This is a genomic window from Streptomyces sp. NPDC057137 (genome assembly GCF_042670825.1).
Taxonomy (GTDB): domain Bacteria; phylum Actinomycetota; class Actinomycetes; order Streptomycetales; family Streptomycetaceae; genus Streptomyces.
In genome coordinates this window covers 19257-33345 of sequence record NZ_JBHUUW010000055.1, presented here as the reverse complement: position 1 = coordinate 33345, position 14089 = coordinate 19257, and the positions used below count along the sequence as shown (strand labels likewise).

The 14089-nt window shown below is 73.2% G+C and carries 11 protein-coding genes; 5 read left to right on the top strand and 6 right to left on the bottom strand.

What is annotated here, in order from left to right:
- The first annotated feature begins 55 nt into the window (after positions 1-55).
- On the top strand, positions 56-1432 hold the full coding sequence (locus tag ACFT9I_RS31140) for a sensor histidine kinase (protein WP_382569755.1): 1377 nt from the start codon (positions 56-58) through the stop codon (positions 1430-1432).
- A complete protein-coding gene (locus ACFT9I_RS31135) occupies positions 1432-2076 on the top strand; it encodes a response regulator (RefSeq protein ID WP_382569753.1) in 645 nt (214 codons plus the stop codon). Before ACFT9I_RS31140 ends, ACFT9I_RS31135 begins: the two co-directional genes overlap by 1 nt.
- Positions 2077-2140: 64 nt before the next feature.
- On the opposite strand, the gene ACFT9I_RS31130 is transcribed toward ACFT9I_RS31135, so the two are convergent.
- A complete protein-coding gene (locus ACFT9I_RS31130; protein ID WP_382569750.1) occupies positions 2141-3382 on the bottom strand; it encodes an AI-2E family transporter in 1242 nt (413 codons plus the stop codon).
- A 25-nt stretch (positions 3383-3407) separates the two neighbouring features.
- Positions 3408-3602 carry a DUF3046 domain-containing protein gene (locus tag ACFT9I_RS31125; protein WP_078074743.1) on the bottom strand — a complete coding sequence of 65 codons (195 nt, stop codon included), beginning with the start codon at positions 3600-3602 and terminating at the stop codon, positions 3408-3410.
- Positions 3603-3681: 79 nt separating this feature from the next.
- On the opposite strand from ACFT9I_RS31125, the gene ACFT9I_RS31120 reads away from it, so the two are divergent.
- Positions 3682-4596, top strand: a complete 915-nt coding sequence (locus tag ACFT9I_RS31120) for a hypothetical protein (protein ID WP_382569748.1) — start codon at positions 3682-3684, stop codon at positions 4594-4596.
- Between the two features lie 29 nt (positions 4597-4625).
- Here ACFT9I_RS31120 and ACFT9I_RS31115 read toward each other — a convergent pair whose 3' ends face one another.
- Genes ACFT9I_RS31115 through ACFT9I_RS31105 form a run of 3 tightly spaced genes read right to left on the bottom strand, consistent with a single transcriptional unit; the run spans position 4626 to position 6794 of the window.
- A complete protein-coding gene (locus ACFT9I_RS31115; protein ID WP_382569747.1) occupies positions 4626-4937 on the bottom strand; it encodes an AzlD domain-containing protein in 312 nt (103 codons plus the stop codon).
- Complete coding sequence (locus ACFT9I_RS31110) at positions 4934-5788, bottom strand: AzlC family ABC transporter permease (protein WP_382569795.1); 855 nt, start codon at positions 5786-5788, stop codon at positions 4934-4936. The genes ACFT9I_RS31115 and ACFT9I_RS31110 overlap by 4 nt, the downstream gene beginning before the upstream one ends.
- 55 nt (positions 5789-5843) lie before the next feature.
- Positions 5844-6794, bottom strand: coding sequence for a LysR family transcriptional regulator (locus ACFT9I_RS31105; RefSeq protein ID WP_382569745.1), 951 nt, complete (start codon positions 6792-6794; stop codon positions 5844-5846).
- Positions 6795-7076: 282 nt separating this feature from the next.
- On the opposite strand from ACFT9I_RS31105, the gene ACFT9I_RS31100 reads away from it, so the two are divergent.
- Positions 7077-8231: an aldo/keto reductase gene (locus ACFT9I_RS31100; protein WP_382569744.1), complete on the top strand. Its 1155-nt coding sequence runs from the start codon at positions 7077-7079 to the stop codon at positions 8229-8231.
- Positions 8232-8308: 77 nt separating this feature from the next.
- On the opposite strand, the gene ACFT9I_RS31095 is transcribed toward ACFT9I_RS31100, so the two are convergent.
- Positions 8309-9139, bottom strand: coding sequence for an AraC family transcriptional regulator (locus ACFT9I_RS31095; protein ID WP_382569742.1), 831 nt, complete (start codon positions 9137-9139; stop codon positions 8309-8311).
- Positions 9140-9307: 168 nt separating this feature from the next.
- Here ACFT9I_RS31095 and ACFT9I_RS31090 point away from each other — a divergent pair, with 168 nt between their 5' ends.
- Positions 9308-14005, top strand: a complete 4698-nt coding sequence (locus ACFT9I_RS31090; protein WP_382569741.1) for an ATP-dependent helicase — start codon at positions 9308-9310, stop codon at positions 14003-14005.
- The last annotated feature ends 84 nt before the right edge of the window (positions 14006-14089 follow it).

Sequence of the window (14089 nt, the reverse complement as noted above, 5' to 3'; positions counted from 1 at the left end):
AAAGGTGGAGCTGGCTGGGTGGCCGCCCCGTACGGCGCCCGCCTACCGTGCGTCCATGCACTCCCCCAGCCTCCGGCAGGCGCTCCGGTCGCCCCACTACCTCCTCGGCAGCTGGCCGTGGCGCTCCGCGGCGTACCTGCTGAGCGGCGTCCTGGTCGGTCTCGCGACCCTGGTCTCACTGCTCCTGCTGGCGGTCACGGGAGGCGCCCTGGCGGTGGTCCTCATCGGCGTTCCACTGCTGCTGATGTTCGCGCTCGCGGGCATCCCGCTGGCCGCGCTGGAGCGTCGCCGACTGCGGCTGGTCGACCCCGTCGTACTGGCCGATCCGCACCGCGAGCCGGACGGCACGGGCCTGGCCGCCTGGGTCCGGCTCCGTCTCAAGGAGCCAGCCACGTGGCGGGAGTTGGGCTACGCGCTGCTGTTCGCGTTCGTGCTGTGGCCCCTGGAGGCGCTGGTCCTGGGAACAGTGCTCGTCGTCTGCGGCGGTCTGCTGGCCACGCCCGTCGTCATGGCCACGGTCGGCGGCGGCGAGGAGGTCCGCGTACTGAAGATCTGGCTGGCCGACTCGTATCCGCAGGCCTTCGCGGCGGCGCTGGCCGGTGCGCTCCTGCTGCCCGTCCTCGCCTATCCGCTCGGTTTGGTGGCCGCCGGGCGCGCGGCTCTGGCCGGAGTGTTGCTGTCCTCCCGTGACGCCGCCGTCAATTCCCGGATCCAGGAGCTGGGCCGGTCCCGGATGCGGCTGGTGGACGCCTTCGAGGCGGAACGCCGCCGGATCGAGCGTGATCTCCACGACGGCGCGCAGCAGCGGCTGGTGGCCCTGTCGATGACGCTCGGCCTGGCGAGGCTGGAGAGCCCCGGTGAGCCGCTGGGCGGCCTCCTGGCCAAGGCGCACGACGAGGCGGGCACCGCGCTGGTGGAGATCCGGGAACTGATCCGCGGCATCCACCCCCAGGTGCTCACCGACCGGGGACTGAAGGACGCGGTCGAGGACGTCGCCGACCGGTCGACGGTGCCGGTCGACGTACATTTCGACCTGCCGGGGCGGCTGCCCGAACCGGTCGAGACGGCGGCGTACTTCGCGGTCTCCGAGGCGCTCGCGAACGTCGCCAAGCACAGCGGGGCCGACCGCGCGGAGGTGTGTGGCACGATCGCCGACGGCGAGCTGGTCATGGAGGTCAGGGACGACGGGGCGGGCGGCGCGGACTTCTCCGGGGGCACCGGCCTGCAGGGGGTGGCGGACCGTATCTCGGTGCTCGACGGGCGGCTGCTGGTCTCCAGCCCGGCCGGCGGCCCCACCGTGTTCCGCGTACGGATTCCCTGCCCGCCCGGCGACGCCCCCACCGGCACGGCCACGACGCCCGCGACCGCGCCGACGAACACGGCGCCCATGGCCGCCACCTCCTCCCGCACTCCCACCCGAACGAGGACCTGATGTCGCGCATCGTGCTGGCCGAGGACAGCGTGCTCCTGCGGGACGGACTCACCGGCCTGCTCGAACGGTTCGGGCACAAGGTCGTCGCCGAGGCAGGCACCGCCGACGAACTGACCGCGGCGGTGGCCGAGCACCGGCCCGACATCGTGGTGACCGACGTGCGCATGCCGCCGGGATTCTCCGACGAAGGGCTGCGGGCCGCGCTGGAACTGCGCGAGCGGCAGCCGGGGCTGCCCATCCTCGTGCTGAGCCAGTACGTGCAGCGCGCGTACGCCGAAGAGCTGCTCGACTCCTCGGACGGCACCGGCGTCGGCTATCTGCTGAAGGAACGGATCGGGCACGTCGAGGAGTTCGTCGACGCCGTCCGCCGCGTCGCCGAGGGAGCCACGGTGGTGGACCCCGAGGTCGTACGGCAACTGCTCAGGCACCGGCGCGACCCTCTGTCGAGGCTGACACCCCGCGAACAGGAAGTACTGGCGCTGATGGCGGAGGGCAGGTCGAACGCGGCCGTCGCCGCGGCGCTGCATGTCAGCGAGGGGACGGTGAGCAAGCACTTCGGCAGCATCCTCACCAAACTCGACCTCTCACTGACCGACGCGACGAACCGCCGCGTGCTGGCCGTGCTCGCCTATCTGCGCGGCTGAGATCCGCCTTCCAAGGAGGCCTCCGCGAAGAGAGGCCCCTCACACGAAGAGGCGTTCGCGGCCGTCAGGCGCCGCCCTCCGCGCGGGGCGGCCTCACGCGCGCGGTGGCGCGTCGCAGTGTCCGGCGTATCCGTGCCAGGGTGCGCCCGCTGCCGCGGCGCCGGTGCCCGTGCACGCGCGGGTCGTCCGTCACGTCGTAGCGCTTCACGTACGCCCCGAGGAACGCCTGCAGCGTCGCGACCGCGGGGATGGCGATCAGCGCGCCGACGGCCCCGAGCAGCGCCGTACCGGCGATGACCGAGCCGAAGGCCACGGCGGGATGGATGTCGACGGTCCTGGCGGTGAGTTTGGGCTGGAGGACGTAGTTCTCGAACTGCTGGTAGATCACGACGAATCCGAGGACCCACACCGCGTACCAGGGATCCACGGTGAAGGCGATCAGCATCGGCAGGGCGCCGGCCAGATAGGTGCCGATGGTCGGCAGGAACTGCGAGACGAGGCCCACCCACACCGCCAGCACCGGCGCGTACGGGATCCCGAGGATTTCCAGCAGGATGTAGTGCGCGATGCCGGAGATGAGCGCCATCAGTCCGCGCGAGTAGATGTAGCCGCCGGTCTTGTCGACCGCGATCTCCCAGGCGCGCAGCACCTCGGCCTGCTTGGCCGGGGGCAGGACGGAGCACACGGTGCGCCGCAGCCGCGGCCCGTCGGCGGCGAAGTAGAACGAGAACAGGAAGATCGTCGGGAGCCGGAAGAGGCCGCCGAGCACGGTGGTCGAGATGTCGAGCACACCGCTCGCGCTGTTCTGGACGTATCTCTGGAGCCAGTCGGAGTGGAGCAGGCTGTCCTGGACGGCCACCCGTGACAGCTCGGTACGGAAGTTCTGGTTGATCCAGTTGATCAGGGAGTCGAGGTACTTGGGGAAGTCCTCGACGATCTCGATGATCTGCCCCGCGAGCATCGAGCCGAGCAGCACCACGAAACCGACGCTCGCTATCAGCACCGCGATGAAAACCAGGAAGGTGGCGAGTCCGCGCCGTACGCCGCGCGATGCCATCCGGCTGACGGCCGGCTCCACCGCCAGGGCCAGGAAGAAGGCGATCAGGATGTTGATCAACAGCCCGATGAGCTGGTGGAACGCCCAACTGCCCAGCTGGAAGCAGGCGACGAGCGTCAGCGCGAGCACCATGGCGCGCGGCAGCCAGCGGGGCATACGGGCGGACGCACCGCCGTCCCCCGCCGCGGCGGGCGGCGGCGGTGGGGTGGACGGCTGAGGTTCCTGGGCTGTTTCGTCGGTCAGTGCCACGGAGCCAGTCTCGCGTACGCGGACGTCACCGTTTGTCGGCGGGCACACCCATGGCGGTGCAGACCGCCCTCCAGACGTCCTTGGCCTCCCAGCCGGCGGCGAGGGCCTCGTGCACCGTACGGCCGCCCAGCTCCGCCATCACATGGTCGCGAGCGAAGGAGTCCGCGTACGCGGCCCCGAAGTGGTCCGCCATCCGTTCCCAGAAAATCGTCAACCGCATGACGCCAGTATCCCGCTCCTGAGAGTGCAGCCGCGGCCGTCCGCCCCGCACGGGACGCCTCGCGTCCTACGGTCGGTGAATGGCCGCGACCGCAGCATCCCAGCCGACTCCCCTCGCCCGCGCGGAACGCTTCGTGTGGCTGACGGCGCGGGTCCTCGAACAGCGACGGTTCGCCCATCACTTCACGGGCGGCGGGGCGGAGGCCGTCGAGACCGCGCTCGCCGCGTACCGCAACGAGGACGGTGGTTACGGTCACGGCCTGGAGCCCGATCAGCGCGGCCCCGTGAGCCGCACGTCGCACACGGCGCACGCGCTGTACGTACTGGACTCCGTCGGGCGCTGCGGCGGGTCCCGGGTGGAGCGGGTGTGCCGGTATCTCACGCTGGTGTCGGCGGCGGACGGGGCGCTGCCCGCGGCGAACCCGCCGACGGAGACCGACGGGGCGCTTGGCCGAGGGGAGCTGCTCGCCACCGGCCCCGTGGTGGGAGTGCTGCACCGCAATCAGGTGTGGCACGCCTGGCTGTTCCGGGCCACCGACTTCTGCTGGGCCGCCGTGGACGCGCTGCAGAAGCCGCATCCTTATGAGGTCGTCTCGGCGGTCGCCTTTCTGAACGGTGTGCCGGACCGGGCGCGCGCAGCCGGCGCCGCCGACCGGCTCGGACGGCTCGTACGGGAGCGGCGGATGGCGGTTCTGGATCCTGGCCGCCCCGACGCGTATCCGGGCGCGGCCGTGCACGCCGCCGGAGACCTGCCCGGCGGCGAACGCCTCTTCCCGCACGACTACGCGCGCGTGCCCGAGTCGGTGGCCCGCCGGTGGTTCACCGACGAGGAGATGGACGGCTCTCTCGGCTTTCTCGCGCGGGCGCAGTGCGAGGACGGCGGCTGGCCGCCCGGCCGCCCTCCGGGGGAGCCCGTCGCGACCTTGGAGCGGCGTCCCCTCGCGACGATCGAGGCCCTGCGGACGCTGCGCGCGTACGGCCGGGACATCGGCTGAGCCCCTGCGGGGCGGCGGGGCGCGCGGTGTCAGCCGCCGAGGGCTCGTACTCCGGCGGTCACCGCGACGGCCGCGGCGATGACGACCAGGAACGGGGCGCGCAGCACCAGCGCGAGCCCCGCCGCGGCGAGCCCGGCCGCCCTGGCGTCGACGACCAGCGCACCGTCGGCGCCGCTGAATGCCTGCTGCGCCGTGAGAGCGGCGAGCAGCGCGACGGGCAGCAGTGCGGACAGCCGCTGGACGAGGGGGCGCTCCAGCGCTCCCGCCGGTACGAGCAGCCCGAGCAGCTTGACGAGGTAGCAGCCGACGGCGGTCAGTCCGATGGCGATCCAGATGCTCAACGGTCCGTCCCCTTCCGGTCGGTGGACCCACGGCCGGTCTTGAGATCGGTCCCGCGGCCGCTGCCGCGCCCCTCGAACCAGAGCACGGCGGGGGCGGCGAGCGCGGCGACCAGCACCGGCACGCCGGCGGGCAGCACCGGCAGGAAGCCGAGCCCGAGGACGACGGCGATGGCGGCGACCGCGCGCTCCGTCGTGGTCCGCAGCATGGGGGCGAGCAGGGCCAGGAAGACGGCGGGGCCGGCCGCGTCGAGCCCCCAGGCGTCGGTGTCGCCGATGGCGTCGGCGCCGAGCGCGCCGAGCAGCGTGGTGAGGTTCCACAGCACGTAGAGGGTGAGTCCGGTGACGGTGAAGCCGAGGCGCACGCTGCGCCGCGTGGGCTGCGCGAGCGCGACGGCCGTCGTCTCGTCGATGACCCACTGGGCGGCGAAGGGGCGTACGAAGCGTGGCAGCGCCAGGAGTTGGGACAGGCGCAGGCCGTAGAAGGTGTTCCGTACGCCGAGGAAGAAGGCTCCGGCCGCGGCGGTCAGGGGGTTGCCGCCGGCGGCGAGCGCACCGACGAGGGCGAACTGCGAGGCGCCGGTGAAGACCAGCAGGCTGAGCGCGCAGCTCTGTAGGAGGGTGAGGCCCGCCCCGGCGGATGTCGCGCCGAAGGCGAAGCCGGAGAGGCCCACGGCGATGCCGACGCCGAGCGCGTCGCGTATGACGGCCGAGTCCGGCTTCCCCTCCGGCTCACCGCTCGCCCCGTCGTCGGGCTCGCCGCCCGGCCCCGCTCCCGGCTCCGTGCGGTCGGTCGCGCCCGGTGCGGCCGTCCCCGCCTCGTCCCTGGTCTCCGGGGCCGACCGGGCGGGTATCCCCGCCGTGTCGGGTCTGTCTGCTGATGCTGTCTGTTCTGCCACGTCGGAGACGCTACGGGGCGGGCTCGGGCCCCGTCTTGTACGTTCTTGCGCGCCCCGTGCGACGTGCGGGCAGCCAGCCTTCCTCGCGGGCGAGCCGCCGCGCCGTGTCGACGAGCCCGGCCACCGCCGCCGGGGCATCACGTGGCCAGGCCAATTGGAGGTCGACGGTCGGCAGGTCGTCGAGCAGGGGGACGGCGACCATGCTCGCGGGCAGATGCTCGCGCAGCGGACTCGGCAGAATCATGAAGTCCCGGCCGCTCAGGGCCGACGCCAGATTGCGCAGCCCGGGCAGCCGGTTCTCCCATACGTCCAGGGTCTCCCCCGACGTACGCAGGGCGGCCAGGACGCCGTCGTAGTAGCGCGGCGCCACGGCGCGTGGAAAGAACCGGAGCGTCTCGCCCCGTAACTCCCGGAGCGCCACCGCGGCGCGCCCCGCGAGCGGATGCCCGACATCGAGCACGGCGGTCAGCGGATCGCGTCGGATCGTCGCCGTGCGGTGGCCGGACGGTATCCGCACCAGCCGGCCGAGGAGCACATCGATCTCGCGGTCGCGCAGGGCGGCGGTCAGCTCGGTGTCCCAGGCTTCTCTGGCTTCGACCCGGATCCCCGGGTGGTGCTCACGCATCGCGGCGAAGAGCTTGGGCATCTCGTCGAACGCCGTCGTCACCGTGTAGCCGATCCGGACGGTGCCCCTGCCCACGCCACCGACCAGCCGTACCCGCTCGACGGCCTGCTCCGCCTCCCGCACGATCCGGCGGCACGACTCGATGAACACGAGGCCCGCCTCGGTCGGCCTGGTGGGCCGCCGGTGGAACAGCTGAACCCCCAACTCCCGCTCAAGGGCGCCGATCTGGCGGCTCAGCGGTGGCTGCGTCATGTGCAGCGCCTCGGCCGCGCCCTCGAAACCCCCCGCGTCGGCGATCGCGATCACGTACCGCATGAGCCGCAGATCGACGGACATACCCGGAGGGTATCCGAGCATTCCCGACGGGTGGGCACAGTCCGTCGACAGCCCCGAGGCCCGGCTGTCAGGGTGTGATCAAGGGCCCCGGGCCGGTCTCGAACCATCCACGGCTCATTCGCCCCGCACTCCCTTGGACGGACGTACGCGTCGGCGCCACACGCGCCGACGCGTACATCGGCGCACCCCGAAACTCCCTGGACCGACCTGAACCTCCCTCAGGACCGCATCCGTAAAGAAGCGCGGCCGACGACGCACGCGCCGCGAAGGACGGAGTTCCTCATGGACCACCAGCAGACACGCACCTCATCGGCACCGAGCCGCCGCACCGTCGTCGCGGGAGCCGCAGGCGCCCTGGCCGGCGCGGCCGGGCTCCTGCCGGCGACCGGGCTTTCGGCCCACGCCGCGGCGCACGGACGGAGCGAGGGCGCGGTCGCGTCGAACGGCGCGCCCGCCGTGGCCTCTCTCGGTACGTCGCCCGACGGCCTCATCCTCAAGACGGTGCCCCGCACCGGGGAGCGGCTGCCGTCGATCGGGCTGGGCTCGTTCATGACGTTCGACGCCCACACGCCGCGCGCGTCCCGCAGGGTGCGCGAAGTCGTCCGCGGACACTGGGAGGGCGGCGGCCGGGTCTTCGACTGCTCGCCCCTCTACGGCATGGCCGAGTCGACCCTCGGCGCCGCGACGGAGTCCCTCGGTGTCGGTGAGCGGATGTTCGTCACGGACAAGGTGTGGACGACGGGCGAGTACCTGTGGGAGACGAGGCAGGCCGAGGACATCCTCAAGCGGTCGCGGAAGCGCCTGCGCCGCGACCGGCCGATCGACGTCCTCCAGTGCCACAGCCTCGTCAACATCGATGTGGTGCTGCCGCTCCTGCACGCGCTGAAGGCGGAGGGCAAGATCCGCCATCTCGGCGTCTCGCACCACGACCCCGCCTACTACGACCTCATGACGGGCTGGGTGGAGCGCGGCGATCTGGACTTCGTCCAGGTGCACTATTCGATCCACACCAGGGCCGCCGAGGAGACCGTGCTGCGGGCCGCCGCCGAGCGCGGTGTGGCCGTCCTGGTGAACATGCCTCTGGAGAAGGCGCGGCTGCACCACGCCGTGGAGGGCCACGAACTGCCCGCGTTCGCCGCGGAGTTCGGGATCGAGACCTGGTCTGCCTTCTTCCTGAAGTGGGTCGTCTCGCACCCCGCCGTGACCGTGGCGCTCCCGGCCACGTCCGACCCCGACCACGTCCTGGAGAATCTCGCCGCCATGCGTGGCCCGCTGCCCGACCCGGACACACGCGAGCGCATGGTGCGCCACATGGAGACGATCCCGGCCTTCGGGCGGCTCGCCACCGTGCCGTGGTATCCCGGCAAGAGCTACCCGGGCGTCATGGGTAAGGCCCAGCGCGAGCTGCGCGAACGCAGCCCCTGGTGGCCCTCCTGACCGCACCGGGCGGCCCGCCCTCGTAGCCCCGCTGACCTGTCTCACCGACCGACCCGCCGCGCAGAACCACCGCGCGTTCAGGCACCGCCCGGCGTCCGCTCCCTGCGGTACGCGCCCGGCGGCACCCCCACGATCCGGCTGAAGTGCCGGTTGAGGTGCGGCTGGTCGGTGAAGCCGACGAGGCCGGCCACTTCGGCGGGGGCCGTCCCGGCGTCCAGCAGATGCCGGGCCCGGCGCACCCGCGCGTCGGTGAGCCAGGTGTGCGGCGGCATGCCGTACGTGTCCCGGAAGGCCCGCAGCAGGGCGAACGGGCCGGTGCCCAGCTCGGCGGCGAGCCGCTCCAGCGACGGTGGGTCGGCCATCCGCCGCTCCAGCACGGCACGCGCGCGTGCCGCCGTCCTGGCACCCGCGCCGCGCGCCGTACGGTGCGGCAGCGTGCCCCCGCTCAGCCGCAGGAGGCGGGTGACGGCGACCCGCAGCAGCGTGTCGGCGGCGAGGGCGTTCCCCTCGTCGGCGGCGCGCAGCACCTGGTGGACGAGGCGGACGGCGTACGGGTCGTCGACGACAGGAGCGACGAAGCCCGGGGTACCGCGGATGAGGGTCGTCTCGGCGGCGATCTCCGCGACAAGGTCGGGCGACGGGTAGACGGCCCCGTACTGCCAGCCCTCGGGACCCTGCGCGTGCCCGGTGTGCGGAGTGTCGGGGTTGACCAGCGCGAGTGAGCCAGGACCCGCGTACTGGTCGCCGCCGCCGTGGTGGAACACCTCCACACCGTCGGTGATCGCGGCGATGACGAACGTCTCGTGGGTGTGCCTGACGAAGGTCTTGTCGATGTACTTGGCGCGCAGAAGGTCGACGCCGGGCAGCTCCGGGTAGCGCCAGTGCCGTGCCTGCTCCCGAGCCGCCATGCTCCCAGTCTGCACCGGCCACGCCCCGTCCCACCTCCCGGTTCCGCCCCGCACCGCGCATCGCGCCCCCGCGCCGCGGCCCGCCCGGAACCCACCCTCCGCGCCGCGTCCACCCACCTGTTTCCGCAGGTCCGGGCGATTGTCAGTGGTCGGGTGCACGATGGTGTGATGGCCGGTTCCGCACTCCACTCGTTCTCCCCCGCGACCCGCAGCTGGTTCTCGGGGGCCTTCTCCGCGCCCACCGCCGCGCAGGAGGGTGCCTGGCGTGCCATCGCCGAGGGCTCGGACGTGCTGGTCGTGGCCCCGACCGGCTCCGGCAAGACCCTGGCCGCCTTCCTCGCCGCCCTCGACCGGCTGGCCTCGGTGCCCCCGCCCGCCGAGGCGCGGAAGCGCTGTCGCGTGCTGTACGTGTCCCCGCTCAAGGCCCTCGCGGTGGACGTGGAGCGCAATCTGCGCAGCCCCCTCACCGGCATCCGGCAGGAGTCCGTCCGCCTCGGGCAGCCCGAGCCGGAGATCCGGGTCGGCATCCGTTCCGGCGACACCCCGGCCGCCGAGCGCCGCTCGATGTCCACCAAGCCGCCGGACATCCTGATCACCACCCCCGAGTCGCTCTTCCTGATGCTCACGTCGTCGGCGCGCGACGCGCTGGCGGGCGTCGAGACGGTGATCCTGGACGAGGTCCACGCCGTCGCGGGGACGAAGCGCGGCGCCCATCTCGCGGTCTCCCTGGAGCGGCTCGACGAGCTGCTCCCACGCCCGGCCCGCCGTATCGGCCTGTCGGCCACGGTGCGCCCGGTGGACGAGGTCGCCCGCTATCTCTCCCCCCAACGCCGGGTCGAGATCGTGCAGCCTCCTTCCGGGAAGGAGTTCGATCTGTCGGTGGTCGTCCCCGTCGAGGATCTGGGCGAGCTGGGCGGCTCCCCGGCGGCCGACAGCGGGAGCGGCGGCGGCACCGGCGACGGCGACAAGCCGTCGATCTGGCCGCACGTCGAGGAGCGGATCGCCGATCTCGTCCAGGCGCACCGTTCGACGATCGTCTTCGCCAACTCCCGCCGCCTCGCGGAGCGCCTGTGCAACAGGCTCAACGAGATCGCGTACGAACGGGCCACGGGCGAGGCCATGCCCGAGGCGCACTCCCCCGCCGAGATCATGGCCGAGTCGGGCGCCGCCAAGGGCGCCCCGCCCCTGATGGCCCGAGCCCACCACGGCTCCGTCTCCAAGGAGCAGCGCGCCCGGGTCGAGGAGGACCTCAAGGCGGGCCGCCTGCCCGCCGTCGTGGCCACGTCCAGCCTGGAGCTGGGGATCGACATGGGCGCGGTGGACCTCGTCATCCAGGTCGAGTCACCCCCGTCCGTGGCGTCCGGCCTCCAGCGCGTGGGCCGGGCCGGCCACCAGGTGGGCGCGGTCTCCACAGGCGTCGTCTTCCCCAAGTACCGCGGCGATCTGGTGCAGGCCGCCGTCGTCACCGAGCGGATGCGCACCGGCTCCATCGAGGCCCTGCGGATCCCCACCAATCCGCTGGACGTGCTGGCCCAGCAGCTCGTCGCGACCGTCGCGCTCGACACCTGGCAGGCCGACGACCTGCTCGCTCTCGCCCGCCGCGCGGCGCCGTTCGCCTCGCTCCCCGAGTCGGCGTTCACCGCCGTCCTCGACATGCTCGCGGGCCGCTATCCGTCGGACGCGTTCGCCGAGCTGCGCCCCCGCGTGGTGTGGGACCGCGTGACGGGTACGGTCACGGGCCGCCCCGGTGCGCAGCGTCTCGCCGTCACCTCGGGCGGCACGATCCCCGACCGCGGCCTGTTCGGTGTGTTCCTGGCCGGGGCCTCGGGTGCCGGTTCCGGCGACGGCAAGGGCCGCAAGGGCGGCGGCCGGGTGGGCGAGCTGGACGAGGAGATGGTGTACGAGTCGCGGGTCGGCGACGTCTTCACGCTCGGCACGACCTCGTGGCGTATCGAGGACATCACCCGCGACCAGGTGCTGGTCTCCCCCGCCCCCGGGGTGCCGGGCCGGCTGCCTTTCTGGAAGGGCGACCAGCTGGGCCGGCCGCTCGAACTGGGCCGCGCGGTAGGGGCGTTCCTGCGCGAGGTGGGGGCGCTGTCCCCGGAGGACGGCCGGCTTCGGCTGGTGGCCGCCGGCCTCGACGCCTGGGCGGCGAACAACGTCCTGGCGTATCTGGACGAGCAGCGCCGCGCCTGCGGTCATGTCCCCGACGACCGGACGATCCTCGTGGAGCGGTTCCGGGACGATCTGGGCGACTGGCGGGTCGTGATCCACTCCCCGTTCGGTGCCCAGGTGCACGCCCCGTGGGCGCTGGCGCTCGGCGCCCGGCTCGCCGAGCGGTACGGCATGGACGCCCAGGTCATGCACGCCGACGACGGCATCGTGCTGCGGCTGCCCGACGCCGATCTGATGAGTCTGGACCTCCTCGACCAGGACCCGATGTCGCTCGACGCGACGTACGACAACGAGCAGGCGCCGGTCGGCGCCGGTGATGTCGCCTTCGAGCGGGGCGAGATCGGGCAGATCGTCACCGATCAGGTGGGCGGCTCCGCGCTGTTCGCCGCCCGTTTCCGTGAGTGCGCGGCGCGCGCCCTGCTGCTGCCGCGCCGCAGTCCCGGCAAGCGCACACCGCTGTGGCAGCAGCGCCAGCGGGCGTCCCAACTGCTGCAGGTGGCGAGCGAGTTCGGTTCGTTCCCGATCGTCCTGGAGGCCGTCCGGGAATGTCTGCAGGACGTCTTCGACGTGCCCGGTCTCACCGAGCTGATGGGCGACATCGAGTCCCGCCGGGTCCGGCTGGTCGAGGTCACGACCACCGAGCCGTCCCCGTTCGCCCGTTCGCTCCTCTTCGGATATGTGGCGCAGTTTCTGTACGAGGGTGACTCCCCCCTCGCAGAGCGGCGCGCCGCCGCCCTGTCCCTCGACTCTCGGCTGCTGGCCGAACTCCTCGGCCAGGCGGAGCTGCGTGAGCTGCTGGACGCCGACGTCCTGGCGGAGCTGGAGCGCGAGCTGCAGTGGCTCACCGACGACCGCCGCATCAAGGACGTGGAGGGCGTCGCCGACCTGCTGCGGGTCCTCGGACCGCTCACCGAGGCCGAGTTGGCGAAGCGCGGGTCCGAGCCGGCGTGGCCGGCGGATCTCGCCGCGTCCCGACGCGCCATCCGGGTCCGGATCGGCGGCGCCGAGTACTGGGCGGCGATCGAGGACGCGGGAAGGCTGCGTGACGCGCTCGGCACGGCCCTGCCCGTCGGCGTCCCCGAGGCGTTCACCGAGCCGGTGAAGGACCCCCTGGGCGATCTCCTGGCCCGTTACGCCCGCACGCACGGCCCGTTCACCTCCTCGGCGGCCGCCGAGCGCTTCGGGCTCGGCCCCGCCGTCACCGAAGGCGCGCTGCAACGGATGGCCGGCGGCGGCCGTGTCGTGCAGGGGGAGTTCCATCCGTCGGGGATCGGCCAGGAGTGGTGCGACGCCACGGTCCTGCGCCGACTGCGCCGCAGGTCGCTCGCCGCGCTGCGGCACGAGCTGGAGCCGGTGCCGCCCGCCGCGCTCGCCACGTTCCTGCCTCAGTGGCAGCATCTGGGCAGCCACAGTCTGCGCGGCATCGACGGACTGGCCCGCGCGATCGAGCAGTTGCAGGGCGCGCCCATCCCGGCCTCCGCACTGGAGAAGCTGGTGCTCCCGTCCCGGGTCACGGGGTACGCCCCGACGCTCCTGGACGAGCTGACCACCACGGGCGAGGTCGTCTGGGCCGGAGCCGGTGCCCTCCCCGGCAAGGACGGCTGGATCTCCCTCTATCTCGCGGACTCCGCACCGCTGTTGCTCCCGCCGCCGCACCCCCTTGAGCTGACGGCACTGCACGAATCGGTCCTCACCACCCTGTCCGGCGGCTACGGCCTGTTCTTCCGTCAGATCACCGAGCAGGTCCGGGCCACCACCCACCCCGATGTCACCGACCCCCAACTGGCCGACGCCGTCTGGGATCTGGCCTGGTCGGGGCGGCTGACGAACGACACCCTGGCGCCGCTGCGCTCCCTCCTCGGCTCCGGGCGTACGGCGGGCTCGACGGCCCACCGCGCCAAACGGGCCGTCCCACGCGGCCGTTACGGCACCCTCACCGCCGCGGCCCGGCCCGCCTCCCGTACGGGGCCACCGACCGTGAGCGGACGCTGGTCGCTGCTCCCGGCCGCCGATCCGGACACCACGCGCCGCGCCCACGCCCTGGCCCGCACACTGCTCGACCGGCACGGCGTGGTGACCCGAGGCGCCGTCGCCTCCGAAGGCATCGAGGGCGGCTTCTCGGCCGTGTACCGGGTGCTGTCCGTCTTCGAGGACAGCGGGCAGGCCCGCCGCGGCTATGTCGTCGAGGGCCTCGGCGCGGCCCAGTTCGCCATGGACGGCGCGGTGGACCGTCTCCGCGCGGCCTCCACGGCCCGGGACCGCGCCGCCGCCGACCCCTCGCCCCGCGCCGTGGTCCTGGCCGCCGCCGACCCCGCCAACGCGTACGGAGCGGCGCTGCCCTGGCCGGATCCGCCGGCGGGCGCCGGCCACAAGCCGGGCCGCAAGGCGGGCTCCCTGGTCGTCCTCGTCGACGGCGCGCTGACGCTGTACATGGAGCGCGGCGGCAAGACCCTCCTCGCCTGGCCGGGTGACCCGGCCACCGGGTCCGACCCGGCGCATCCGGACGCCGCCGACGACCTGGCGCTGCGTTCGGCGGCCGAGGCCCTGGCAGCGGCCGCCCGCGCCGGCGCGCTCGGTACGGTCACGGTGGAGCGGGCCAACGGGGAGCAGGCGCTGACCTCACCCGTGGGCCGCGTCCTGGAGTCGGCGGGCTTCCACGCCACCCCGAGAGGCCTGCGTCTGCGGGCCTGACACCGTCCCGGAATCCCGCGCGCCCGCGGGGCCCGTCGCCGTACATCTCCGCACGCCACACCCCGTACGCCGCCCGTCACGGGG

Bases quoted from the DNA above. Each gene is read 5' to 3' on its own strand.
- ACFT9I_RS31105 (WP_382569745.1), bottom strand. From the start codon at position 6,794: ATGTCCGTCGATCTGCGGCTCATGCGGTACGTGATCGCGATCGCCGAC.
- ACFT9I_RS31090 (WP_382569741.1), top strand. From the start codon at position 9,308: ATGGCCGGTTCCGCACTCCACTCGTTCTCCCCCGCGACCCGCAGCTGG.
- ACFT9I_RS31095 (WP_382569742.1), bottom strand. From the start codon at position 9,139: ATGGCGGCTCGGGAGCAGGCACGGCACTGGCGCTACCCGGAGCTGCCC.
- ACFT9I_RS31125 (WP_078074743.1), bottom strand. From the start codon at position 3,602: ATGCGGTTGACGATTTTCTGGGAACGGATGGCGGACCACTTCGGGGCC.
- ACFT9I_RS31120 (WP_382569748.1), top strand. From the start codon at position 3,682: ATGGCCGCGACCGCAGCATCCCAGCCGACTCCCCTCGCCCGCGCGGAA.
- ACFT9I_RS31140 (WP_382569755.1), top strand. From the start codon at position 56: ATGCACTCCCCCAGCCTCCGGCAGGCGCTCCGGTCGCCCCACTACCTC.
- ACFT9I_RS31100 (WP_382569744.1), top strand. From the start codon at position 7,077: ATGGACCACCAGCAGACACGCACCTCATCGGCACCGAGCCGCCGCACC.
- ACFT9I_RS31135 (WP_382569753.1), top strand. From the start codon at position 1,432: ATGTCGCGCATCGTGCTGGCCGAGGACAGCGTGCTCCTGCGGGACGGA.